Raw genomic sequence first — 24,524 nt, forward strand, 5'->3', positions numbered from 1 at the left:
CGGCAGCCCGGAGAGGCCTCTTGAGTACTGTTCTCCATTGGGTGTTCGGATCCATGTTCGCACGCACGCTGTGGTGCTCACGACTCGTCCTTGCGCTTCTGGTTGCTGCGGTTTCTGTCCCGACCCATGCCCAGCAGCCGGAGCGCGAGGGGAGTCCCATTTCGGCAACGGTTTCCGATAGCGCAGCCACAAAGGTCTTCGTGCTGGGGACGCCTCACTTGAGTGGGGTTGCCGACCGGTTTGAGCCGTCGATGGTTGATTCTCTGATGGCGGCGTTGGATGCGTTCGGTCCCGACGCTATTGCTATCGAGAAGATCTCCGGGCGGCAGGCGGCCGCAATGGAGCGGTGGGGCGGCCCCTGGGACGACGTCGTCGAGCGATTTGCCGGCACCTTTCTCTATTACGGGCACCGGGTGCAGGAAAAGACCGGCTGGACGTGGAGCGAGGCCCACCAGCGTGCCGACTCGCTTCTTGTCGTTGCTCGATCCAAGGACAAGCTAGCGTCCCGGACCCGTCTCACACTCATCCAAAGCCTCACGGCAGCCTATCGGCTTCCGAGCGCAGTGCTCCAGTGGTCCTATCTTGCACCGGACGCCCGAGAAGCATCCACGCCCATTCCCGACACCGTGGTCACGGCCCTCAATAAGCGCCTTGACGCCGCCAACGAAGTGTACTCGATTGCCCGGCGGCTAGCGCACGAGCGCGGGCACTCGCGCCTCTATCCCATCGATCATCAGGCGGAGAAAGATCTGGCGATTCCGATCTTTCGGCCGCTTATGAAAGCCATTGGCGATTCGATGCGGAAGGCGATGAACACCCATCCCGTTCTCCGTCGCGCCGACTCGCTGGAGAAGGCAGGCCTTAAAACGGGCAACCTTCTTCCGATGTACCGCTACCTGAATCGGGATGAGGTGGGGCGTGCCGATGCGAGCACCCAGTGGGAATCCATGCTAGACGTCGATTTGCCCAACGCCATGGGGCGAAAGTGGCTGGCATTGTGGGAGACGCGAAATCTCCACATGGTGGGGCACATCCGCCGGGTCACAGTACAGCACCCGGGAGGGCGTGTTCTTGTGATTGTGGGGAGCTCCCACAAGCCCTTTTTTGATGCCTACCTTCGACAGATGATGGGCGTACGGGTGATCGATGGAGCGGAGGTATTGTCCGCACGCTGAACCCCGGGACAATCCTACACATCGCCTTCCTGAGGGCGTAGGATCAACTCCTCCAGCACGGTGCGGTCGGAGAGGTGGTAGGCGTCCACTACGGACTGCGCTACGTCTTCGGGGGGCATAAACCGCTCTTTGGGAAGGTCGACTCCGTCCCAGGTAGGGGTGTAGGTCGCGCCCGGAAGTACGGTCGTTACGCGCAGCCCCTCGTCCTTCGTTTCTTCGCGAACGACCCGTGCCAGGCCCCGCACGCCGTGCTTCGCGGCGCAGTAGCCGGCATTGCCAGGATAGGCCTGTACGGAGGCCACCGAGCCCATGTAGAACAGATGCCCCTCGCCACGGGACCGCATATCAGGAAGAAAGGCCTCAGTCACAGCAAATGTGCCTGTCAGGTTGACGTCGAGCTGCTCCCGGAAGCCGTCGAGAGTCAACTCGTCGAGTGGGGCGTAGGTGAACAGGCCGGCGTTGTTCATGAGCACGTTCGGCGTCCCCCATTCGGCCTGCACCATGTCGGCCATTTCAGCAACGGCGTCCTCGTCCGTCACGTCGGTGGGGAGGACCATCGCGTCCCCGCCGTGCGCCCGACAGTTGGTGGCGACCGCCTCCAGCTTTGATTTCGTTCGGGCTACCAGGGCAACCTTTGCCTCGTCCCGTTTGGCGAACGCTTCGGCAATGGCCTGCCCGATGCCCTGGCTTGCGCCCGTCACTACGACAACCATTTTCAGAGTGTGATTTTCGAATGGCACGCGTGTGCTACCGGAGAGAAGGGTAGTACTTTTCAGTCAGCATAACAACTCGACGCTCGACAGTGTCTACTCTGTGGCGTGGATCAACCGCATGAATTCAGCGCGAGTGGCGTGCTCGTCGAATTCGCCGCTTACGGAGCTTGTGGTGGTCATTGAGTTTTGTTTTTCGGCCCCGCGCATCATCATGCACAGGTGCTTGGCTTCAATCACGACAGCCGTGCCGAGTGGATCGAGGACCTCGTCGATGGCATCGCGAATCTGAAGGGTGAGACGCTCCTGGACCTGAAGGCGCCGTGCAAACACGTCCACCGTACGCGGAATCTTGCTGAGCCCCACAATTTTGCCGTCCGGAATGTAGGCCACATGAGCCTTGCCGAAGAAGGGAAGCATGTGGTGCTCGCAGAGCGAGTACACCTCAATGTCCTTCACCAGGATCATTTCATCGTAGGCCTCTTCAAAGAGGGCCTGTTGGAGAATCTCCTTGGGGTTCAGGGCATAGCCATGCATCAGAAACTGGTAGGCCCGCGCCACGCGCTCCGGCGTGTCCTTCAGGCCGTCGCGGGAGGGATCCTCGCCCAAAATGTCGAGCATCGACGAGACGTGATCGGACAAGGCCTCTGTGGTGGCCTCGTCGTAGACGTCCCGCCGCTCGTAGAGTTTGGGGGGACCGCCTACAGGCGTGCCATTTTCGCGGAGTTCGTCGGAGGCAATTTTCTTCTCGGCCATTTGGGGAAGGGGAAGAGTGAAACAGAGTGAGGGGCAAGCGGCTACTCGCCGCGGTATTCAACGAAGTTGCGGGGCGTTTCGTAGAGCCGAATGGCGTGCAGTCGACCCGATGGCAAGGCGTCCTCCAGCTGGTTCCAGATGGCGATGGCAAAATTTTCGGTTGACGGAATGACACCATCCATGAAGTCAACTTCCAGGTTTAGGTTTTTGTGGTCCACCTTGTCCACCACGCGCTCGTGCAGGATGTCCTTTAAAGCTCCAAGGTCCACCACGTAGCCGGTCTCCGGATCGGGGGTCCCTGCCACCGTCACTTCGAGCTCGAAGTTGTGTCCGTGCCAGTTGGGGTTGCTGCACTTGCCAAACGTCTCTTCATTCCATTCGTCGGACTTCTCTGGGTTATGAAGTCGGTGGGCGGCGTTAAAGTGCACCTTTCGGGTGACGTACACGGTGGACATGGCGGCAGTGCCGTCTGAATGTGTGTTGGGACAGAGATCTTGGTAGACAGTCATTGTACTGACCAAAGGCGAGGGATGTTGTTCGGTTCACAAACAGATCCGTTACAGCGGTACCGTTACGATGTCGTCTTGTGATTGCGGGCGCCGGACCGATATATTGTGTTTCCGCTCGGAATGAGGGGGTTCCGGGCTCTCGTACTTCTTTCATGACGGCGGCATCGCGTTATGTCCGAGAAAACGATGTTTCAGAAGATCATCGACCGTGAGGTGGATGCCGACATCGTCCACGAGGACGACCGGTGCGTGGCGTTTCGAGACATCAATCCGCAGGCGCCTACGCACATTCTCATCGTGCCGCGGAAGCCCATTCCGTCCCTCGACGACCTAGAACCGGAGGACGAGACGCTCGTCGGGCACCTGTTCGTGGTGGCGCGAGAGATCGCGCAGGAGGAGGGGCTTCGCGACGGCTACCGCACGGTGATCAATTGTGGCGACGACGGCGGCCAATCGGTCTATCATCTCCATCTCCACCTCCTCGGGGGACGTCGCCTGGAGTGGCCGCCCGGATGAGCGATGCCCTTCGAGTTGCGAGTGTCGAATGATGAATGTTGGTCGTTGGCACTCACGTCCGCTTACTCGAAATTCGCCATTCGAAATTTACTATCGTGAAGACTTTGGGCGTTACCGGCGGCATCGGCAGCGGGAAAACTACCGTTTGCGGCTTTCTGGAGGAGCAGGGAGCCCGCGTCTTTTATGCCGACATCGAGGCCAAGCGACTCATGCAGGAGGATGAGGCCGTTCAGTCGGCCATTGTCGACGAGTTCGGGCCCACGACGTACCGGGAAGATGGATCGCTGGATCGGGAGTACCTGGCCGAGCGCGTGTTCGGTCACCCCGATCGGTTGGATCGATTGAACGCGATTGTTCATCCGCGCGTTTTTGAGGCGTTTTCGGCGGCCGAGGAGCGGGCCGCCGATGAGGGGATTGATCTGCTCGTACACGAAGCGGCGCTGCTTTTTGAGGCCGGAGGGGATGCGCATGTGGATGTGACGGCGGCGGTCGTGGCGCCGGACGCGGATCGGGTTGCCCGGGTGGCTGAGCGCGACGATGTGACGCCCGATCAGGTGCGAGATCGCATGGGCCATCAACTACCGCAGGAAGAGCTTCGCCGACGGGCCGACCACGTGATCGTGAATGACGGCTCACTCAATGAGCTTCGGCAGAAGAGCGTAGACCTGTACTGGACTGTGTTGGATGCGTAGACGCATGCTGGGACGCCTGATCTCTCAGGACATCCTGTGTTGTCGGACAGGGTCTCTGCGCCTCGAAAATCTACTGAGAGGATGACGGCGAGGGGCATCCCCCGGCATCTACGAAGTGGGAGTGGCGATCGTCGGGGAGATGGGTGCTGTATCCACGCCTTGCTTTGCGAACGGGGGATTGACCGGCCTCGACAACAAAAAAAGCCCTCGCCGTTGGAGGCGAGGGCCTAGAGCCCATCAGAAAGAAGCGACGCCCGGCGAATGGGCCGTCAGGGGCCAAATGAGAACCGTTGATCAGAATATCGTTGTCGATCAACACTCCATTCGACATGGGGGTATGGAGGATCCCCTAGGCCGTCTCCGAGGCGGCGCGCTTGAGCGTGTCGACGTGGGTCAGTTCCTCCCAGGGAAAGTCTGAGCGTCCGAAGTGCCCGTAGGCCGCCGTTTTCTGGTATCGGGGTTTCAGAAGGTCGAGGCGATCGATGATCGCTGCGGGCGAGAGGTCGAAGTGCTCTCGTACGAGATCGACGAGGGCCGAGTCGTGTAGCTTTCCGGTGCCGTTGGTGTTGACGTCGATCGAGACCGGCTCCGCAATCCCAATAGCGTAGGAAAGCTGTACGATGGCTTCGTCGCAGAGGTCAGCAGCCACGAGGTTCTTGGCCACATGTCGGGCCGCGTAGGTGGCACTGCGGTCTACCTTCGAGGGATCCTTCCCGCTGAAGGCTCCCCCCCCGTGTGCGCCCTTTCCGCCGTAGGTATCCACGATGATTTTGCGGCCAGTGAGACCGGTGTCGCCGTGCGGCCCTCCGATGACGAAGCGACCTGTCGGGTTGACGTGAAGGATAAGATCGTCGTCGAGCAGGTCCTGCGGAAGAGCCTGCGGCAGGAGAATATTGCGCACATCCTCCCGAATCTGCTTCTGGGAAACGCCGTCGTCGTGCTGCGTGGAGAGGACCACCGTGTGGATGCGCTTCGGCGTTACACGATCATCTTCGTACTCAATCGTGACCTGGCTTTTCGAGTCGGGCCGGAGGTAGGGCATCTTGTCCGTCTCCTTCCGGATGTGGGCCAGCTCCTGCACGAGCCGATGAGAGAAGGTAATGGCCATCGGCATCAGCTCCGAGGTTTCGCGGCAGGCATAACCGAACATGAGGCCCTGATCGCCTGCGCCCTGCTCGTCCTGGCCGTCCACGCCCTGATTGATGTCGCCGCTTTGCTCGTCGAGACTGCTGATAACGCCGCAGGAGTCGGCATCGAAACGGAGGCGAGGATCCGTATACCCAATGTCCCGAATAACGTCCCGAGCAATCTCACGAGGCTCAACGTCGGCATCCGACGTCACTTCGCCGCTGAGGACGACGAGCCCCGAGGTGACGAGTGTCTCGACGGCAACCCGACTCTGCGGGTCCTGGGCAAGATGGGCGTCCAGGATGGCATCCGAAATCTGGTCGGCAATCTTGTCGGGGTGGCCTTCAGAGACCGATTCGGAAGTGAAAAGGTAAGCCATGAACGAAAACCGATCCGGTGAAAAGGACAGTGGAGTCCCAAAGAAAATTCCAGTGATGAACGCACCACGCGAGTGGACGTTCATCTTGAGGAGCGATAACGTAAAGGGGATGATCTTGATTCCCAACGCACACTATGTAAAGAACGGAGGGATGTTTAAGGTGAGAAAGGAAGAATGTGGGAGAGACGTGCGAAGCTTGCATCAAACGAGGGGGGCGCGTTGCTTCTCCGGAGGTCCGGTTGTAGTTTTTGGCGGTTGAAACGGAGGTCCGCAGTGGGCCTTTTCTTTTGCGTGTGATTCTTCATCAACGAGAGTATAGACCATGGCCAACGACATCGAAGAAAGTGTAAAGTCGATTATTGTTGAAAAGTTGGGCGTCGACGAGTCGGACGTGACGCCGGACGCCTCCATTACCAATGATCTGGGGGCCGACTCGCTCGACACCGTCGAGCTTATCATGGAGTTCGAGAAGGAGTTTGACCTGACCATCCCGGACGAGGAAGCAGAGGAGATTGCGACGGTTGGGGACGCGATTGACTACCTTGAGGAAAAGGTGTAGCGAGAGACCTGCGAGACGTGATCCCGGCGAGTAAGGGGCGCTTGGCGCCGTGGCTCGTCGGGGTTTATCGTCCGTCTTTTCTGGGAGTGGCTGTAGAAGCGTGGGGAAGGTATACCGTCACGCGAGCGATCGAACTACAGCTACGTTGGAGATTGTTTATTGCAGGAACGGGGCATGCAGCGGCAGAATCCCTTTTCCGGGCATGTCTCGTAGCGGCATCCGCTCTCGTCGGATTCCGCTCGAAAGGCGAATATCCGATCTGGGAAGACGTCAAGAGTCGCTTCTGCCTGCGAGGAGCACGGTCCTTCGTTCTCCCTGGAAGCATGTCCAAATCCTTTTGCACGGACCGGTATCATTTTTATGTCTGATTCATCGCGTCGCGTCGTCGTCACCGGGATGGGGGCGCTCACGCCCCTGGGCCTCACGGTTGAAGACTACTGGGAGGGGCTCGTAGAGGGACGCAGCGGCGCTGCGACCATCGAGTCCTTCGATCCGGAAGGGCTCCGCACGACGTTTGCCTGTGAACTCGACGGCTTTGAGGCGGAAGACCACCTCGACGCCAAGCAGGCCCGTCGTATGGACCCGTTCTGTCAGTATGCCCTGGTGTCTGCCGACCAGGCGGTGCACGATGCTGGACTTGATCCTGAGTCGATGCCGCAGGAGGAAAAGGACCGCACCGGCGTTATTTTCGGCACGGGCATCGGCGGGATGCAGGTGTTTCGAGACCAGACGGAATACTTTCTGGACAACGACGAGTCCCGCACGTCGCCGTTCTTTATCCCGATGCTCATTCCCGACATTGCCGCCGGGCAGATCGCGATGCAGCACGGCTTTCGAGGGCCGAACCACGCCATGATTTCGGCGTGCGCCACCGGCAATCACAACATCGGCGACGCCTACCGCCTCATCCGGGAGGGCGACATGGATGCGGCCCTCTGCGGAGGGACGGACGCCTGCGTGACCCGTCTCGGCATTGCTGGGTTTGCCAGTATGCGCGCCCTGTCGACCCGAAACGATGATCCGGCTCACGCCTCCCGGCCCTTTGATGCGAACCGGGACGGATTCGTGATGGGCGAGGGCGCAGGCGCACTCTTTATCGAGTCGCTGGAGCGGGCGAAGGAGCGCGGGGCCCCCATCTATGCGGAGGTCGAGGGCATTGGCATGTCGGCCGATGCGCACCATCTTACGGCCCCCGATCCGGAGGGCGGCGGCGTCTGTCTGGCCCTCAACCGGGTGCTCGAAAACGCGGAGATTTCTCCGGAGGACATCGATTACGTCAATGCCCACGGCACGTCCACTCCGCTCGGGGACGAGGCAGAGACGAAAGCACTGAAGAAGGTCTTCGGCGACCACGCGTACGAGCTCAACGTATCGTCCACCAAGAGCATGACGGGGCACCTGCTCGGGGCGGCGGGGGCCATTGAGGCCATTGCGAGCATCCAGGCGCTCCGCCACGACGTGGTGCCGCCCACGATCAACTTTGAGGAGCGGGATCCGGACTGCGACCTCAACTACACCTTCAACGAAGCGGAGGAGCGGCCGGTTAATCTCGCCATTTCCAATGCCTTCGGGTTCGGCGGGCACAACACGTCGGTCGCGTTTAGTAAATTCGAAGGCTGAGTTTGGCGTCTTGCAGACGGCGGACGGCTGCCTGAGGGGGGCTAATTCTGAGGTGAAGAAGTGGAGTTTGCTGTCGGGGAGGCATCCGCGTAGGTCAGGGGCGCATCTCTTACGTTCACACCTCCACGCGCCCGGTCTTCCAGACCGAGTTAGCGGAAAACGATTTCGTCGACGGGATCGGTGTCAAGCGCGCCGTTGAGCCGCTGGCGCCACTGGCGGCGGTTCATGTGCAGCTCTTGTCGCCATGCCGCCGACGTAATTTTGACGTAGAGCGTCGATCCCTTCATCCACACCGACTCGGTGACGCCGTTGATGTCTTTGCCGGCGATGGTGGCCCACGTCTCCACGACGCGGGCTTCATCGATCTTTTCCTGAAGGCCGAGCTGATCGATCACTTCTTTCAATACGTCGCCGAGGGGTTGAGGGCTGTCTTGAGCGGCCATGGCGAGACCTAAAGCTGTGAGCATGCCGTGTAGACAAATCTTCATACGTCGTCGGGCGTAGATGTGTCCTTGCGTTACCTTCTTCCGGAGCAGGGCGGCGTGTTCGAACGGAAATGGGGAGGTCCTGCTAGGGGGAATCAGTTTGTTTTGGATAGAGCACAGTCAACCGAATGGCCTTTCGACGCCCTCTTTTTTTGCTTCTCTTTTGCTGTGGCATGGCCGGAGGCGTATCGGCACAACCGACATCGGTCGGCACTGCCTCGCCGGATACCATGCATCTCTCGCTCACTGAGGCAATTGAGAAGGCGCTCTCCGTGAGTCCGGAAGTGGACCAGCGCCGGGCCCAGCGTCGTTTTGCGTCGGCTCGCAGCGATCAGGCTCGTGCCAGTCGTTTCCTCACGGACCTGTCCTTTAGCGCGGCGTCGTCCTTCGCGCCTGGCCTCGACAACGTTCCGGCCGGCACGCCCGACGACGAATTGTACCTCAATCCTGGAGTCACAAACGACTGGTCGATTGGGGCCCTCCGGCCCTTTGGACGGGCCGAGGTCGTGGCACAGCAGCCGCTGTTCACGTTTGGCGAACTCTCCGGCAACATCGAAGCGGCTGAGCATGGTGTGGCGGTCGAAGAGGCCCGTGTGGAGCAGAAGGCGCTGGAGGTGGCGGCCCGCACCGGCGAAATCTACTACAACCTGCTGCTTACACAGGCCCTGGACCGACTCGCCAACCGGACGGGCGACGTCATTGATCGGGCGAAGAAGGAAATCAATCGGCTCCTAGAAGAAGGCGACGAAAGTGTTGATCAGGCGGACCTCTTCCAGACGCGGTTGACGGAAGAGGAGTACAAGCGTCGGCTCGTTCAAATCGACCAGAATATGAAGACGGCCCGGTCGGCGTTGCGGCGTCAGCTTTTTGTGCCGGATCGTACGACCGTTGCGGCGTCGAGCGACGAGCTCCAGCCCCTTGACTTTTCCGTTCATCCGGACTCGCTTGCCTACTACATCGAGCTGGGGATGCAGAATCGACCGGAGGTGGATCAGGCCGCCGCAGGCATCGAGGCACGCGAGGCACTGGTGGACGTGGCCCGGTCCGACTACTTTCCCAAGATTGCCTTTCAGGCGAGCCTGTCCCAGAGCGTCACCCTTCCACCCCGCCCGAATCCAGACAATGCGTTCGTGGGCGACTCCTTTATGGGCACCGGCACACGTACCGGACTGGGTGTAGAGCTCAACCTGAACTTTGGGCAGACCCAGGCGCGGGTGGAGCAGGCGCAGGCCGAGCTCAACGAGGTGAAACACCAGCAGACGGCGGCCCAGCAGCTCGTGCGCTTTGAGGTCGAGGAAGCCTACCGCAACCTGCTCGTGGCCAAGGCCGCGGTCGAGTCCCGCGATCGGGCCACTACGATTTCCGGCGAGTGGCTGCGGACGGAGCAGATCGACTTTGATCTTGGCTTCGGAGACACGGAGAATCTCGTCAAAGCGGTGCGGGCGAGTCTGGAGGCGGAGGCCCGGTACGTAGAGGCCGTGAAACAGTACAACGTCGCGGTTCTGAAGCTTCTCCGGGCCACCGGGACGCTCACTGATCGCGTAAAACGCGGCACGCTTGTTGACTCCACCGCCACGACGGAGTAGTTGGAATTGAGGTTCACGCCCTTTCGCAGCATACTGATCATTATGCCTTTTTCCCCCATGATTCGTCGTTTGCGTCACTTCCTTATTGGCGTTTACAGTCTATTTCTCATCGGTCTCGTGGCGCTCCCTGAGGGCGCGCAGGCGCAGCAGGCCACACAGGCTGAAATCCAGCAGATGCTCGAAGAGCGAAATCAGCAGATCAAGTCCATCTTGAGCGGGAGCACCGACTACACGCCGGAGCAGCGCCAGCGACTCAAAGAGCTCATTAACGGCGTGTTGGACTTTCAGATCATGGCGCAGACGGCCCTGGGACCGCACTGGGATACCTTGAGCACCGACCGGCGGGCTGAGTTTGTCGATGTCTTTCGTGACGTGGTGCGTGCCCAGTCGATGAGCGACCTCGACGTGTACAATTCGAAGGTCACTTACGACCAGATTTCGGTACAGGGCGACAGCGCCTACGTGCGGACCATTACTGAGTACAAAGACTCGAAGACGCCGGTCGAGTATATTCTGGAGCGCAAGGACGGAGAGTGGAAGGCTGAGGACATCGTCGTCGATGAGGTGAGCACGGCGGAGGGATACGCCCGCTCTTTTCAGTCCGTGATGCGGAAGCGAGGGTTCAAGGCGCTCATGGGGGCGCTGGAAAAGAAGCGCAAAGAGGTGTCGGGGGATACGGCCGAAGGCTGACGGGGGACCTGCATCACGAAGAAGGGGGGTCGTAGTCGAGGAATCGACGGTTGAGGGCCGGGGTTGGGGCGCGGCACTGGGCTCGTTTTCCGAACCAGTCGTAGCGCCGGTCGGCGATCCAGTCGTACACAAAGTCGCGGAGCGGACGGGGCACGGCGAGGGCAACCGCCAGCAGGGGCCACGGTCCCGTCAGCTTCCGGGCAATGCGAAGGGCGGCCGTCGATCGGACGTAGGTGTCGCCCTCCTCCACGAGCACAATGGTGCTGAGATCCTGGTGTCGACCAGGCTCCGTGAGGTATGACTGCGCCACCTCTGATTGGAGGGGGGCAAACCGAAAATACCCTTCGGGATCGCGGTCGATGATGAAGTTGACGGCACTATTGCACAGGTTGCATACCCCGTCGAACAGGACGAGGGCGTGCGCGTCGGCAGTGAAATCGAATGAGGACATGGTTCGAGTAAGATGCCTTTGGGGGGGTATCCTCGGCGCGAGAATGCCGGCCGTGGGACACGTAGATGGGGAGGAACATCCCATTTCCGTGTGTCTTCGAGATCCAGCTATGTTTGTGGACGTTTGTACAATCCGTTTCGGCGAATTGAGGCACTTTGCTTCCGCCCGCCTGCTTGTGCTTTCCATCAGAGCGGAGGTGAGGTGTAGGCGACAAGATGCACGAAGCGAAACGGATAGAGATATTTGTCTTCCGCATTGATGAAATCCCCGCTGGGGCACATTCCCCCTGGATTGACGCCTGGCAAACTGGACCACCGGATGATCCGATCCTTCGAGAAAACCGCGTTCGTTCTTTCTCTCGTCATCCTCTCGTTTCTATACGGGTACGCCACGCGGTGGCACGGATGGTTTCCAAACAAAATCCTGGAGCAGGCTTCTCAGAAGATCACGGCCTTATCAAGCGCTTGGTCACCTGCGTCTGCTCTTGTTCAGCCTCGTGTTTACGATCGGGAGGGCGTCAAGGTTGTAGAGCCGGATGCCGTACAGTCCGGTCTGACATTGCTGGTCTCTTCATGGGAGGGGGCTGATGGATTGAAGCCCGAACTTCGACTTATTAACGAGCACGGTCGTGCCCTACATAAGTGGCGAATAGACAGAGGAAGCCTCTTTCCGGATTCCGCTCTTGGGCTGCGGGGGGGAAGTCCAAGCCGAGCAGTCATCCACGGGTCCCATTTATTTCCAAACGGCGACGTAATCGTCAATCTTGAGTACATTGGAACGGCCCGGCTCGATGCCTGCGGACGCGTGCAGTGGACCCTCACGGAAGGGAATCATCATTCGGTTGCTCGAGGCGCCGATGGATCCTTCTGGATTCCAGGGGCGAGCCAAAAACTTCGTGCGACGAGTCCGGGCCATCCGGAGGGCTTTCCGGGGCTGGACGACCCGCTCTATCTGGAGTGGATCCTGAACGTTTCCGGGGAAGGGGTTTTGCTGAATAAAATCAGCGTGCTTGACGTACTGTATGCAAATGGCCTCGAACGGTACCTCTCGAAGGTGAGCCAGCCGGAGGCGGGAACAGAGGGGCTGAGAAAGAATGATGTGATGCATTTGAACGATGTGGAGCCTCTGTCTCCCGCTCTAGCGGAAGAATATCCGCTTTTCGAGGCTGGAGATCTACTGGTCTCGCTTCGAAATCTCCACCTCGTGTTTGTGATGGATCCCGAATCGAAGGAGGTAAAATGGCACGCTTCCGCGCCGTTTATCCAGCAGCACGACCCCGACTTTATCGGAGAAGGATGGATCGGAGTGTTCGATAACAACGAGGACTTTACACAAAGAGGAACCATGCTAGGGGGAAGTCGAATCGTGGCGCTTCAACCTCACACGGATTCAATGGAGGTTCGCGTTCCAAAATCTTCCACCGAACACTTCTACACAGCCATCTGGGGGAAATGGCAGCACTTGGAGAACGGAAATATGCTTCTCACTGAGGCAAGTGCGGGACGGGTCGTGGAGGTTGCCCCGGACGGGCGTACGGTTTGGGAGTGGGTTCACAGTCCATTTACCGACTCGAAGGTCCCTGTCGTCACGGAAGCGACTCGGTATGATCTTAGCCGCGAGGACATAGCGGACTGGTCCTGCTCCTCGGTTGAGCCAGCCAGCACGGAGCAAAGATGATTTCCCGATGCAATTCGATGAGGAACGTTGTTTGACTGCAGAGTCCAGTAGAGGGGAACGAAGTTGTTTTATAACAACCCGCTGTTCTCGGAGCATACGGGAACGGCGTAGCGGGAACTTTTTCGTTGTGATGCGACTCATTTCGTTACCGACTCACCAACACTAGGCTGTGTGGACGGCATGATTACACGTATCCGTACACTATTACTGTTTGCTTTAATGCTTGGGCTCGTGACTGGGATTCCGTTTGAGTCAGCGTATGCCTATGGAGGACCCGGCAGTGTGCTTTCAGGGATCGGAACGCTACTTGCCGCGCTCGCTGCCATCATCGCGTCTCTCTTTGGGTTTATCTGGTTTCCTCTGAAGCGGCTCCTCCGGAAGTTTCGGGAGGACGAGGCGACCGCGCCCGCAGAAGCAGACCCGGCAGGCGAATGAATGTCGTATTAGCGGTTTTCGTCGTGGTCGGGTTTGCGGCCACGATCGAGTATTTCGATCTGCCCCTCCACGCCCGCAACGTCACACAGCGGGGGAGTGACAGTCTGGCGGTGCTGCGGGACGATTCGCTCTCAGACCTTGAAAAGGAGGAGGCGCTCCAGCGACAGGCCCGACGTCTGTTTGGGCTTCTTGGCATTCTGGCTGGGGGAAGCATCCTTGCGCTCGGCGCGCCACTGGGGATCGTGTGGCTCTTGGGACGAGTCGGGATCGGGTCGTTCGAGCGGACGCTGTCCGTTTTGCAGCGCCTCGACTTCCTTGGGGGAACGATCCTCGTGGGGGCTTTGGCATATCTCTTCATTCAACGGCTCCGTACATCATGAACTTTGAGGAGCGCTACGGATGGCTTGACCGGCTCTTGTACCGCATCGCGTTTCGGGCCGGGACTGCACAGCACGCCCTGGCTGACGTGGAAAAAGGGATGTATGGAGAGGATCTTCGCCCGGTAGAGGATCCGGTATTCATCACGGCCCTTCCGCGGTCGGGCACCACCATTCTCCTGAAGTTGCTGTGGAAGACGGGGCACTTTGCCAGCCACACGTATCAGGACATGCCGTTTATCTTATGTCCTCTGTTTTGGAATCAGTTTGCGCGCTCGTTTTCCACTGAGGACACGACTCGCGAGCGGGCGCATGGAGATGGGCTCCAGGTATCGGAGACGAGCCCAGAGGCCTTTGAGGAGGTGGTTTGGAAGCACTTCTGGTCCGATCATTACGAGCCGGATCGCATTCGTCCCTGGACGGCCGAAGACCGAAACCCGGCGTTCAATCGTTTCTTCGACACCCACATGCGGAAGGTGGTGGCGGTGCGAGAAGAGGAGGGACAGGGGCCGCTCCGCTACGTATCGAAAAATAATCTCAACATTGCTCGTCTGGCGAATCCGGCGCCTGCCCTTCAACGCGGCACCATCCTGATCCCATTTCGGGCGCCGCTCCAACAGGCCGCCTCCATGCATCGTCAGCATCACCGCTTCTTGGACATCCACCGGCAAGACGACTTTGTCCGGAAGTACATGGAAGCCATCGGACATCATGAGTTCGGCGAGGGGCTACGGCCCGTGAACTTCGATGGCTGGTTGGAGGACGCGGCCGATCCGAGCGAGTTTGCGTTCTGGGTCCAATACTGGATTGCGGCATACCGGCACGTTCTTCGGCACGCCGGGGAGTCGACGGTTCTTCTCTCCTATGCTCGACTTACGGACGAGCCGGCGGCGGTGCTCGGCCGACTCACCGACTGCCTTTCAATTCCGGACGATCGACTTGTGTCACAGGCGGATCACGTGCGTTCGCCGCGTGAGCATGAAGTAGACGAGTCCGACGTTTCGAACACGCTCCTCCGCGAGGCTGAAGCGGTGTACGAGCAGCTTCAACAGCGTGCGGCGGCCCTCGTCTCCAGTTAAAACGGGGGCGGTTGCGTCAGCATAAAATACACTTCCGAGGGGGGAGAACCGTCATCGCCGCCGCTCCAGGCCATCTAGAGGACTGGTATCGAGGTGTTTTAGAACGACGCAGAAGCCCTTTGTAAATGCCCCCCGGACTGTGCCGTCGGGGCCGGTCGGCTAGTTGAAGGACAGCGTGCCGTTCCACCGAAGGCCGATACTTCCGCCCAACCGGTTGTCGTAGTACTCCCCCATGTCGATCGCAAGCGAACCGAACACCTGGAGGTTGTGCTCTCCTGGCAGGCGATACCGCACCCGACCCAGTACGGAGTACTGGTCCTTGCGGAGCTCGCCTCGCGGTCGCACGGTTTGGTCGGGAGGAGCCGGCCGGTCCGCGAGGACCTCACACGTCCCGGTGATGATCTGGTCCTCGCAAACGCCGTAATTGCGGCTGTATGTGACGCGGAGCTGGTACCCAAGGCGCTTGGTGGGCGTGCCGTTGAGGCCCACATGGTGTGCAATCACCATGTTGTTTTCCATTTGGTTGGTTTCCGGGTTGAACACGAGGAGCGGAGTGCCCAGAACCGTACCCTGATAGGTCCAGCCACTCTCGTAAACGAAGTGGCCATAGTATCCGGCGCGTCCCCGGGGGGCACCGGGCAAGGCGTCCTGCTGAAGGGTGTTCATGTGCTCGTAGAGAACGCTATTGATCCAGCCCTGTCCGGTTTGGCGACGAATCCCGAGGCTCCAGACCCCGTCCCATGGACTCCGAAACTGCATCGAGACGGTGTCCTCCAGGTAGAAGAGCCGGGTGGCCTGTAGGCGCCAGTCCGTGAGGTCGTACTGCAGGGCAAAGTCGTACGCCGCAATGGTGTTGCCCGTCCGGTTTTGGTCCACCTTCGTTCCCTCCAACGATCCAGAGACCACACGCACGTAGTCGTTCCACCCGGTCGGGCGTCCCGTTCCTCCCCACACCGTATTTTGGACCAGCCCGCCGATCGCCGACACGTCCGCGACGTTGAACTTCAGGTAGAGGGTCTTCTGGTGGAGCAGGGCTGACTCGACGACGCGTTCTGTTCCCAATTGGCCGTCCGACCACCGTCCGCGGATCTGCACGTGCCCATGGGTCCACGGCACATCCAGGAAGTCGGGCGTGAACAGCTTCATCATCGGTACCGGTGGGGCATTACGGCTCACCATCATCGAGCCCATCGAAAGATCGTTCCAGCCGAGTCCAATGGTATCGGAAAAGCGGCCGACACTGAGCCGAATGCCGCGGTGTTGTGCTTTTCCGTACAGCGTATGGAGATGCAGGCTGTTCGAGGCGTCGGAGAGACGTCCGATGACCTCGGCGCCCGCGCTCACCTGAAACTGTCCAACGCGTTGAAACGGCAGCGTCAGTCCCGCGCCGGAAAGCCAGTTGGTGGTGGAGCCCCTTCGAAATTGGCCACGCGTATTCGCATAATGCCAGAATGGAAGGGTCCCGTCTGGGCTTCCGCGCAGGGTTGAGAAGGCATGGTAGTTCAGGGGTTGAGCCCGTACCGCAGTCCCCAGATCGCCCAAGAGAGCAAGCGCAAGCGCCAGGATACACAGTGCCGTACTCTGCAGTCGCATAGCGGAGATGCGAATGAATGAAGGCGGCAGCGTGGAGGGGAAAGGACCGGCAGACTCAGGAGGCTGAAGGAGACACCTCGGAGGGGGAAACCGCGTCTTGCGTGGAGAGATCTGCTGACTCTGCTGCGTCTTCGGGAGGCGCAGGGGCGTCCGTGTCATCCGGTGGCGACGTGGAAAGAGACGCGTTCCGATCGTACCACGATACCAGCGCGAAAAGAAGCAAGCCTAATCCTTTATCGAGCACGCTGTGGACGGCGAGAACGCCGGCGAGCCCCGCCTCCGGGACCTGTACTGCACCGGCCATTTCCAGTCCCACGGCCATGAAGAACAAGTCCTGGCTGGGCATGAGCGGGATCCGCTTCGTAATGATTTGCACAGCGAGAAACGTGAGCCACGTTTGGACGGCGACCTCGGGTAGAGCCACGGCCCACTGGGTGACTTGAAGGCCCTGCAGAAGCAGCAGTCGACCAAAGTAGAGGCCGAAGAGGCCCAGAATGAGCGCCCCGGACAGCTTGAAGACGGAGCGCCAGAATCGGATGCCCACCGCGAGGATAGCGATGATGCCCACAACGCCGGCGACCATGTAGATCCACGTCCGGTCGGAGAGCATCGGAAACGTCACCATACCCGTGGTGAGAAAAATGCCCAGGAGGACAACGGCGTTGGAGGTTGACGCGACCGACGAGACGATGGTGTTGTCCTTGATGTGGTGGGCAATTTCACCGTCCGTCAGGTTCAGGTGAGCGCGAGCCCAGGAAAAGAGATACATCTCGCCCGAGTAGTTTAACACTTCTTTGTTGTAGACACCCGACTTGAGGAGAGGAGGGAAGAGCGTTCGGAAGGGCCGCTGCCAGATGATGCTATAGCCGATCGATTGGAAGATCGGGAGCAGGAAGTAGAGGGCGAGAAAGAGGACATAGAACCAGGGCGTGGTCGGCAGGGCGGCCCAGATGCGTCCCCATCCGATGTGGGTCATCTGGTAGGCCAGGTACGCGATGACAGCAGCGGTTACGCCGTGCCGGAGGATCGACAGCGTCCATTCACCGGCGGTTGTGCCCGCCCACGTCTCGACACGCTCCTTCAAATGGGTGACCCATCCCGTCAGACGATGGTACAGCGAGGAGAGAGAGCCCGGCATAAAAGACATTATTGCTGAGCAAGAGCGGCGGCCGGGGCGGCATCCGGGGCGTGCCGAAACAGATCGAGGTCGGCAGAGTCTTGCAGGTAGGTTTCAAAGGCGTCCCAGGCGACATCGGAAAGCTGGAAGCGCCGGTGGCGGAAGAGATCACCCCGCACGTACCGGTGCCACACATACGCAATGGCGTCGCGGGGGGTGTTGCGCATTCGCGTTAAGAAGTGCTTCTGCTCCCAGGTATTGTCGCCGTGGAAGCATCGGATGAACAGGTGCGACTGGTCGGTTGGGAGGATCTGGTAGTCCCGTTCGAGCCAATGATCGAGGTAGACTGTATCCTCGGCACGGGGCATCTCCGGGTAGCGCGCGTTCTGGTCCCGGCGGTGCATGATGCTGCCCGGCACCCCGTCGTCAAGCAGGCCGATGTACGGGTGGTAGAAATACTCCGGGGCGTCGAGGTGCATGAGGGTGCCATGCAGTGCGCAGGCATCTGCCCCTTCGTCGAGCACCGCTGCCTGCGTTTCCAGGCGGGTTTTGTGGTACCAGTCATCATCGTCCCACTGAGTGAGGTAAGCGCCAGAGGCCTCGTCAAGGGCCACATTGCGGAGCGCCCCGAGGACGTGATCGATGGTTGGGTCGAGCGTCACGTACGTGACTTCCTCGTCCGAAAGATCCGAAAGAATTGGGGCAAGGTCAGTCTCCCCATCGTCCACAACCACGAGTTCACGATTCGGATAGGTCTGTCGCCGATAGCACCGCACAGAGCGGCGCATGAGGCGGGGACGGTCGGCCGTCACCATGAGGCAACTGATGAGGGGGCGGTCGTCGGACGCCGACATGCAGATAGGGCTCGACAGTTGGGGGAGTAGCGGGATACGCACCCCACGGAGGCGGTCGACCGAGGTTCCAAAGAGACGATTGATTCCCGGAGGAGCATCTCACGGGCGGGACACCGGGTAGGGGCTACGACCATGCCTCAATGCGGCGTCCCAAAAGGTCATACAGCGCCTCCTGGTGTGGAGCATAATATTCTTGAAGTTGGGTTCGGGTCTCCGGGTCCGGCGTTCGCTTCCAGGGGGACGAGAAAAAGTCCACGGGGCGGGTGAGGGCGATTGGAACCGGGAGCCAGTAATTCAAGTACGTACGTGCCTTGCTGAACGAGTGGACGTGACGGGCCTCGTCGGAGGCCGCTTCGAGACGATCTGGATTTAGATTCAGGAAGTCACAGGTTTTCTGGATTCCTTGATCGGGATTGTTGACCACATCTTCCTCGAAGATAAGGATTTGCAACTGATCGCGCCGGAACAGCTCCATGTAGTCGTGCAGGGGCTCGGCGTACGCGCCCATCGAGAGAACGCCGTGTCGCCGACACAGGTGCTGGTACTCGCCGAAGAGGACCTGCTTCATGGGAACGTGAGGAGGGAAGCGCCCCCGACAAAGATGGTGGTTGTAGGCGGATACAGCCCGGTCGACGGGATTTCGGAGAATGGCCAACAGTTTGACGTCGGGCAGAGACTCTGCGATGCGCCGGTGGGTGTCGGAGGCGTCACTGCCGGAGGCAGGAACATTAGTCCACAGGTAGTTGGGGGTTTTCTCACCAATGAGGCACCCGTTTTTCGCACCGCGAAACTGCCGAGAATACCAGTCGAGTCCCCGTTGGTAGGTCCGGTCTTTGTTGAAAAAGTGAAGTTCACGGTCGGGCATGTACACGTCCGGATGGCGCCGAAGCATCTCACGGAGCCAGGTGGTACCGGCCTTTTGGGCACCAATGATGAGAAAGTCGGGAAGGGGCATTGAAGCAGAAGGTAGGTCCAGAGCAACCGCGGTAGATACACGTCCAAAAGCAGTGACGTTTCCCGAGGGCGGAGCAAAAGGTGTTACCTCGGTCGGGCCAATGACGGCTATACCGGCGGGGAATGGTGGCGCGTTCTGTTTCTATTCAGTACTTTATCTATGATCCACTTTGCTTCGTTTTCCGGTCTGAATGCTCTCCGATGGTTCATTGGGGGGATTGCAGGGCTTTTGCTGGTTGCGGGAATTGCGCGAGGGGCTGTTGCTCAGGAGACTCCTCAGGTGGTTGACAACTTCGAGCAATATGATCTGGGACAGCCGCCGTCGCAGTGGGTCCGCGTCGACTCTCGGGATGACGTGCGGCCTGCAGCCCAGGCCCTGGAGCCCGGCGAACGGTTTGATGTACTAGAGGAGGAAGGAAACCAGTTCGTGCGTCTCTACACGAACAACCAGTACATTCGCTTTAGCCAGCGAAATGGGAAAGAGTTTGATTGGGATTTGCGTGATCATCCGCGGTTGCAGTGGCGCTGGCGCGCTCTTACCCTACCGAAGGGGGCAAGCGAAAAAGGGGAAAACGACACCGGCGGAGCCGTCTACGTCACGTTTGGCTCCGACTGGCTGGGGCGTCCCAAGAGCATCAAGTACACGTACAGTTCAACCCTGCCCGTTGGAACTGTCGTGTCCTTTGGGCCTCTGAACGTTATTGTCGTCAATTCAGGTCGCGAGCCCGGCATGGGCACGTGGAAGACGGAGACCCGGAACGTCATTGACGATTACAAGCAAATCTTTGGGGATGCGCCGCCCAATCGGCCCGTGTCCATTACAATCTCTGGAGATTCCGACTCGACCGGCGACGAGTCGAAGGTGGACATTGACGACATCATGCTCTTGCCCGCTCGGGAGTGAGTAGGGCCCACATTTCTTAATTGGGGGACCAATTCCAAGGCTGCAGGCGTGAACAGTGACTCCACCATTTGTTCGGTAGATCTGTTCTTCCCCGATGGCCGCGCGCGAAGGCTACGTCTTTCACAGCTACGGGCCCGTTCGGTACGCACAACATGCCGTGGTGTCGGTTCAGACCCTCCGGCGCCACGATCCCGACCGCCCGGTGGCCCTCTACTGCCCGCCGTCGCACCAAGAGCTTCTGGAGCGGACAAAACTGGCCGATACGTTCGACGTGATCGGCACCCTGCCGGACGCGCATCGGTCCATCGTGGGGTTTAAGCACCACCTTCATGAATTCAAGCCGTTTGAACGGTCGCTCTTTGTGGACGCCGACATGATCTGGTGTCGCGATCCGGATCCGCTCTGGCAGCAGTTTGCCGCTTTTCCGTTTACGGCGACGGGACTCCAGAATGCCGATCACTTCTTTGGCGGGCCCAAGGGCATTGGTGTGCTTGTAGATATGCTGTTCCGGCGCCGGCAGCGGACGCTGCACCGGTTTGGGCTCACCTCGCTTCCGCGCGTACAGGCCGGAATGATCTACGCGCAGGATGAGGCCGTCACCCGTGCGGTGGGCGAGCACGCCGCCGAGTTTTTGGCGCAGTCGGATCGCACGCACTTCCGGAGTCGCCTGAAGGAGGGCCGGTCGGAAGAAACCTGTGAGTGGAGTCTGGCGATGGCGATGCGCGAGCTTGAACTTCACGTGTTTCCGTGGCTGCAGGGACAGAACAGTCCACAACTCGACTACATCGGTGCCCTCGTCGATCACGACCCGGCGTTCGAGGACGTAACGTATCGCTACTACACCTCCCCGTTCGTGTACGAGCTCCGCGGGATTCCCAATGATACGCTGCTGAACACGCTGCTCGGGGCGGCCGAGCGCATGCCCCGAATGGGGGAGTACGTGACGTTTACCCCGTACGTCCTCCACTTTGGCTGGCTACACCAAAAAGAGCCGTTCTACGACTTTGCTGAGCGGATGTGGGCACGGCTCACTGAGGAGCAGGTCACCCCTTCGCGGGCAGAGGCATAGCAGTCTCCACGGCCGTTTGTAACAGAACTGGACGCACACCGGAGACCGAGAGAACAGTGGAATGGTCATTGACTTCGGGGAGGAGCGAATTTCGGTACCGATGGAACGGCATTGGGGGACGAGCACGGACGGGGTATCTCTTCATATACGGGCGGCAGGGCCATCCGATGGGCCGCTCGTCGTCCTTCTTCACGGCTTTCCAGAGTTCTGGTACGGCTGGCGCCATCAGATCCCAGCCCTCGCCCATGCTGGCTACCGCGTCCTCATTCCCGATCAGCGTGGCTACAACCGCAGCGATGCTCCCGACGACATTTCGGCCTATGATCTTGATCGGCTCACGGCGGATGTGCGGCAGATCATTGACGCGGAGGGTCGCGACCGAGCGCACGTGATCGGACACGATTGGGGCGCAATGGTGGCCTGGCAACTGGCGATCACATCCCCAGAGCGAATTCATCGCCTCGGCATTTTGAACGTGCCGCATCCCTACGTCTTTTCCCAGACCCTCCGGGCCGATCCGTGCCAGCTTCTTCGCAGCACGTACGCCCTCTTTTTTCAGATCCCGCACCTGCCAGAGTGGGTCCTGGGGCGAAAGGACGGGCAAGGCCTTGCCCTCCTGTTACGGTGGAGCAGCCGTTCCGACACGTTCACGACGAACGATATGCAGGCCTACCGGCGGGCGTGGCGACGCCCGGGTCGGCTGACCGGGATGCTGCACTGGTATCGGGCAGCGGCGCGCCGGGCACTCCGAACGCGCGTAAAGGACCGTCAGGTGCCGGTGCCTACGCTCGTGCTTTGGGGCGCGCGGGACATCGCCCTCAGCCGCCGGATGGCAGCTCCCAGTGCGGCTCGCTGTCTCGATGGACGGCTCATGGTTCTGGACGACGCGACGCACTGGATACAGCACGACGCTCCGGAGAGGGTGAATCAGGCCCTTCTCGACCATCTTGATCGAACGGGCACGCGGCCGGCATCGTAGCGAACTGTACGTTCAGAGGGCCAGCCACGAATTCTTGCTGCCCTGGGGAGAGGGGCTGTGTGTCGTCCTTTTGTTCAGGGCAGCACGGGAGAAGGTGCGCTAAAAGCGCAGGGGGTCCTCTCCTGAAGTTACAACTGGTTGCGCAGGGAGAGGGAGAGGTCGGGACCACTGAATGTCATCTTGAGTGGGTCCTGATTTCCTATTCCGAAGATACATATGAGCGGCATAGTCGGCGTTTATCATCTCCAGGGCGATCCCATTTCGCACCCGGGACTCGCGGACATGCTTCAGGCAATTGCGCACCGCGGCCCGGACGGACACGAGGTCTGGTATGGCGAGGGCCTTGGCCTGGGACATGCAGCGCTCAACACGACCCCGGAAGCGGCACACGAGCGCTGGCCGCTCCGTTCCCCGGATGGTACTCGTGTACTGGTGGCCGATGCTCGGATCGACAATCGCGAAGAGCTTTGCTCCAAGCTGTCGCTGTCTCGTTCATCCGAAGCGGTCGTGACGGACGCCGATTTAATCCTGGCGGCGTACGAGCACTGGGGGGGCGAGTGTGCGAGGCATCTCATTGGGGATTTTGCATTTGCCCTCTGGGATGAGGAGCGTCGGCACCTGTTCTGTGCCCGTGACGTGTTCGGCGTGCGTCCGTTTTTCTACCGTTACGATGAGGAGCGACGCTTCGCATTTGCTTCGGAAATCAAGGCGCTCCTTGAATGTGAGGACGACGGGGCAGCATTGAATGAGGAGCACATGGCCGATTTTTTGGTCGGGATCGTGTCCGATGCAACCGCTACCGTCTACAAAGACATTCTGCGGCTGCCCCCGGCTCACACGGCGCTAGTGACACGCACAGGACTCCGCCTCGAGCGCTACTGGGCGCCCGACCCGGACCGTCGCATTTACTATTCCACCGATGCGGAGTACGCAGCGGCATTTCGAGCTCACTTCGACGAAGCCGTCCGGTGCCGGATGCGGAGTCCAGGGGGACGCGTCGGAGCCTTGCTGAGCGGGGGACTCGATTCGTCCTCGATCGTAGCGACGGCCCGTGAGAAGGGGCGCGACTCGGCGACGCTACACACCTTTTCGACCGTGTTCGACGAGCACCCGTCGTGTGATGAGCGGCGGTATATCGAGGCGGTTACGGAGAAGGGAGGGGCGATCTCCCACGTCACGTCGGGCGATGAGGTGTCGCCGGTGCGCCTTCTCGACACGCTTGGGGCGTCGCAGGACCAGCCGTTTGGGGCTCCGACCCTTGCTCTGTCGTGGCTGCAATACACGAAGGCCCGGGCGGAAGGCTGTCGCGTGTTGTTGGACGGACATGGGGGCGATGAGGTGGTGTCTCATGGAGAGGGGCGGCTCTTCGAGCTGGCCAAGGCAGGGCATTGGGGGGGGCTCGCCCGCGAATTGTATGGACTTCGCCGAACCGGACGAGTGTCGTCTGCGTGGGCGCTCTTCTGGCGGTACGTTTGGGGCGTGGGCATTGGCCCATGGCTCCAATCCCATCCGCGCGCTCAGGCTGCCTGGAATACGGCGCAACGATTGAAAACCGTTATGCCGAATGGGGCGGGGGGAGAGGCTCTTCCCCCGGAAAGGGAGGAGCTAGACCTCCTCACTCCTTCCGTTCGAGGGCGTACCGCGGTTGAGGAGCGCTACCATACCCATCTCAAGGCGAGGGGCCGGCCTGCCAGCGAGGCCGAGCGGCACGCCCGCCTCTTGACTCATCCCGTGCAGGTGCAGGGATTTGAGGTGCTCGATCCGCTCGGGGCGTCCCGTCAGGTGGAGACGCGGTACCCGTTCTGGGACCGGCGGCTGGTCGAATTTTGTCTGGCCCTTCCCGCCGACCAAAAACTGCGAAATGGATTGGGGCGCTTCGTTCTGCGATCGGCCATGCAGGGACGACTTCCCGCGTCGGTGCGTCTTCGTCCGACGAAGGCCGACTTCCTGCCGTTTCTGCGTAAAGACATGATTCGGGAAAAGAAGCGGGTGCATTCGCTCCTATTCTCCCCCCTAAGGGGAGCAAAAGAGTATGTAGAGGAGACAGAGTTGCGGGAGATTTGGTGCAGACTCTTCGAGTCCGAAGGGGCTGCTGTGCAGCCGCGCGACGTGTTTTCAGTTTGGACCGCGGCGGTATTTCTGCACTGGTTCCGACAGAAGCAATCCGTCGGGGCGAATGACAGTCGGCCCTCGGGGTATGCGAGTAGCGGACCCTAGGCCCCTCTTCCTT

The 24,524-nt window shown here is 60.1% G+C and carries 25 protein-coding genes; 15 read left to right on the forward strand and 10 right to left on the reverse strand.

Translation table 11 applies throughout. The features are described from left to right. Positions 1–53 precede the first annotated feature (53 nt). Positions 54–1,175: a DUF5694 domain-containing protein gene (locus tag BSZ35_RS14205; RefSeq protein ID WP_105013062.1), complete on the forward strand. Its 1,122-nt coding sequence runs from the start codon at positions 54–56 to the stop codon at positions 1,173–1,175. Between the two features lie 14 nt (positions 1,176–1,189). Here BSZ35_RS14205 and BSZ35_RS14210 read toward each other — a convergent pair whose 3' ends face one another. The 3 genes from BSZ35_RS14210 to BSZ35_RS14220 form a co-directional block, all read right to left on the reverse strand. Further along, positions 1,190–1,888 carry an SDR family oxidoreductase gene (locus BSZ35_RS14210; RefSeq protein WP_105013063.1) on the reverse strand — a complete coding sequence of 233 codons (699 nt, stop codon included), beginning with the start codon at positions 1,886–1,888 and terminating at the stop codon, positions 1,190–1,192. 93 nt (positions 1,889–1,981) lie between these two features. After that, positions 1,982–2,641: a GTP cyclohydrolase I FolE gene (gene folE / locus BSZ35_RS14215; RefSeq protein ID WP_105013064.1), complete on the reverse strand. Its 660-nt coding sequence runs from the start codon at positions 2,639–2,641 to the stop codon at positions 1,982–1,984. A 41-nt stretch (positions 2,642–2,682) separates the two neighbouring features. Continuing rightward, the gene (locus BSZ35_RS14220) at positions 2,683–3,096 is read right to left on the reverse strand and encodes a 6-carboxytetrahydropterin synthase (RefSeq protein ID WP_105013856.1); all 414 of its coding nucleotides are present in this window, start codon (positions 3,094–3,096) and stop codon (positions 2,683–2,685) included. A 225-nt stretch (positions 3,097–3,321) separates the two neighbouring features. Between BSZ35_RS14220 and BSZ35_RS14225 the strand changes: the two genes are divergently transcribed. Continuing rightward, positions 3,322–3,666 carry a histidine triad nucleotide-binding protein gene (locus BSZ35_RS14225; RefSeq protein ID WP_105013065.1) on the forward strand — a complete coding sequence of 115 codons (345 nt, stop codon included), beginning with the start codon at positions 3,322–3,324 and terminating at the stop codon, positions 3,664–3,666. 95 nt (positions 3,667–3,761) lie between these two features. Continuing rightward, entirely contained in the window at positions 3,762–4,358 is a 597-nt protein-coding gene (gene coaE / locus BSZ35_RS14230; RefSeq protein WP_105013857.1) for a dephospho-CoA kinase, read from the forward strand. 349 nt (positions 4,359–4,707) lie between these two features. Here coaE and metK read toward each other — a convergent pair whose 3' ends face one another. Continuing rightward, entirely contained in the window at positions 4,708–5,865 is a 1,158-nt protein-coding gene (gene metK, locus BSZ35_RS14235) for a methionine adenosyltransferase (protein ID WP_105013858.1), read from the reverse strand. A 322-nt stretch (positions 5,866–6,187) separates the two neighbouring features. Here metK and BSZ35_RS14240 point away from each other — a divergent pair, with 322 nt between their 5' ends. Together BSZ35_RS14240 and fabF are read left to right on the forward strand one after the other, a co-directional pair. Continuing rightward, a complete protein-coding gene (locus BSZ35_RS14240) occupies positions 6,188–6,424 on the forward strand; it encodes an acyl carrier protein (RefSeq protein ID WP_105013066.1) in 237 nt (78 codons plus the stop codon). 360 nt (positions 6,425–6,784) lie between these two features. Then, positions 6,785–8,044 (forward strand): beta-ketoacyl-ACP synthase II, encoded by a 1,260-nt coding sequence (gene fabF, locus BSZ35_RS14245; protein WP_105013067.1) that lies wholly within the window; start codon positions 6,785–6,787, stop codon positions 8,042–8,044. Positions 8,045–8,193: 149 nt separating this feature from the next. Here the strand turns inward: fabF and BSZ35_RS14250 are convergent, their stop codons facing one another. Then, entirely contained in the window at positions 8,194–8,511 is a 318-nt protein-coding gene (locus BSZ35_RS14250) for a DUF721 domain-containing protein (RefSeq protein WP_258096528.1), read from the reverse strand. Between the two features lie 146 nt (positions 8,512–8,657). Here BSZ35_RS14250 and BSZ35_RS14255 point away from each other — a divergent pair, with 146 nt between their 5' ends. Then, positions 8,658–10,115, forward strand: a complete 1,458-nt coding sequence (locus BSZ35_RS14255; RefSeq protein ID WP_105013068.1) for a TolC family protein — start codon at positions 8,658–8,660, stop codon at positions 10,113–10,115. 57 nt (positions 10,116–10,172) lie between these two features. After that, complete coding sequence (locus tag BSZ35_RS14260) at positions 10,173–10,805, forward strand: ABC transporter substrate-binding protein (protein ID WP_258096531.1); 633 nt, start codon at positions 10,173–10,175, stop codon at positions 10,803–10,805. A 13-nt stretch (positions 10,806–10,818) separates the two neighbouring features. Here the strand turns inward: BSZ35_RS14260 and BSZ35_RS14265 are convergent, their stop codons facing one another. After that, positions 10,819–11,256, reverse strand: coding sequence for a DCC1-like thiol-disulfide oxidoreductase family protein (locus BSZ35_RS14265; RefSeq protein ID WP_105013069.1), 438 nt, complete (start codon positions 11,254–11,256; stop codon positions 10,819–10,821). Between the two features lie 318 nt (positions 11,257–11,574). Between BSZ35_RS14265 and BSZ35_RS14270 the strand changes: the two genes are divergently transcribed. The 4 genes from BSZ35_RS14270 to BSZ35_RS14285 all read left to right on the forward strand — a co-directional run bounded on the left by BSZ35_RS14270 (position 11,575) and on the right by BSZ35_RS14285 (position 14,824). Then, a complete protein-coding gene (locus tag BSZ35_RS14270; RefSeq protein ID WP_258096534.1) occupies positions 11,575–12,933 on the forward strand; it encodes an arylsulfotransferase family protein in 1,359 nt (452 codons plus the stop codon). 180 nt (positions 12,934–13,113) lie between these two features. Further along, entirely contained in the window at positions 13,114–13,368 is a 255-nt protein-coding gene (locus tag BSZ35_RS14275; RefSeq protein WP_219846650.1) for a hypothetical protein, read from the forward strand. Then, the gene (locus tag BSZ35_RS14280; RefSeq protein ID WP_105013071.1) at positions 13,365–13,748 is read left to right on the forward strand and encodes a hypothetical protein; all 384 of its coding nucleotides are present in this window, start codon (positions 13,365–13,367) and stop codon (positions 13,746–13,748) included. The genes BSZ35_RS14275 and BSZ35_RS14280 overlap by 4 nt, the downstream gene beginning before the upstream one ends. Then, the gene (locus tag BSZ35_RS14285; RefSeq protein ID WP_105013072.1) at positions 13,745–14,824 is read left to right on the forward strand and encodes a sulfotransferase; all 1,080 of its coding nucleotides are present in this window, start codon (positions 13,745–13,747) and stop codon (positions 14,822–14,824) included. Before BSZ35_RS14280 ends, BSZ35_RS14285 begins: the two co-directional genes overlap by 4 nt. Before the next feature lie 159 nt (positions 14,825–14,983). Here the strand turns inward: BSZ35_RS14285 and BSZ35_RS14290 are convergent, their stop codons facing one another. The 4 genes from BSZ35_RS14290 to BSZ35_RS14305 form a co-directional block, all read right to left on the reverse strand. Next, entirely contained in the window at positions 14,984–16,417 is a 1,434-nt protein-coding gene (locus tag BSZ35_RS14290; RefSeq protein ID WP_181149349.1) for a capsule assembly Wzi family protein, read from the reverse strand. Between the two features lie 55 nt (positions 16,418–16,472). Further along, positions 16,473–17,555: a hypothetical protein gene (locus BSZ35_RS14295; protein WP_146110116.1), complete on the reverse strand. Its 1,083-nt coding sequence runs from the start codon at positions 17,553–17,555 to the stop codon at positions 16,473–16,475. Positions 17,556–17,563: 8 nt separating this feature from the next. Further along, entirely contained in the window at positions 17,564–18,388 is an 825-nt protein-coding gene (locus BSZ35_RS14300) for a glycosyltransferase family A protein (RefSeq protein WP_105013075.1), read from the reverse strand. Between the two features lie 124 nt (positions 18,389–18,512). Further along, positions 18,513–19,343, reverse strand: a complete 831-nt coding sequence (locus BSZ35_RS14305; protein ID WP_105013076.1) for a sulfotransferase domain-containing protein — start codon at positions 19,341–19,343, stop codon at positions 18,513–18,515. A 159-nt stretch (positions 19,344–19,502) separates the two neighbouring features. Between BSZ35_RS14305 and BSZ35_RS14310 the strand changes: the two genes are divergently transcribed. From BSZ35_RS14310 to BSZ35_RS14325, 4 genes are all read left to right on the forward strand, one after another. Then, on the forward strand, positions 19,503–20,246 hold the full coding sequence (locus tag BSZ35_RS14310; protein WP_105013077.1) for a DUF3047 domain-containing protein: 744 nt from the start codon (positions 19,503–19,505) through the stop codon (positions 20,244–20,246). Positions 20,247–20,340: 94 nt separating this feature from the next. Then, positions 20,341–21,315 carry a hypothetical protein gene (locus BSZ35_RS14315; RefSeq protein ID WP_105013078.1) on the forward strand — a complete coding sequence of 325 codons (975 nt, stop codon included), beginning with the start codon at positions 20,341–20,343 and terminating at the stop codon, positions 21,313–21,315. 61 nt (positions 21,316–21,376) lie between these two features. Continuing rightward, a complete protein-coding gene (locus BSZ35_RS14320; RefSeq protein WP_258096544.1) occupies positions 21,377–22,294 on the forward strand; it encodes an alpha/beta hydrolase in 918 nt (305 codons plus the stop codon). A 216-nt stretch (positions 22,295–22,510) separates the two neighbouring features. Further along, the gene (locus tag BSZ35_RS14325; RefSeq protein ID WP_105013079.1) at positions 22,511–24,511 is read left to right on the forward strand and encodes a lasso peptide isopeptide bond-forming cyclase; all 2,001 of its coding nucleotides are present in this window, start codon (positions 22,511–22,513) and stop codon (positions 24,509–24,511) included. Positions 24,512–24,524 lie beyond the last annotated feature (13 nt).

It is taken from the genome of Salinibacter sp. 10B (genome assembly GCF_002954405.1).
Lineage (GTDB): Bacteria > Bacteroidota > Rhodothermia > Rhodothermales > Salinibacteraceae > Salinibacter.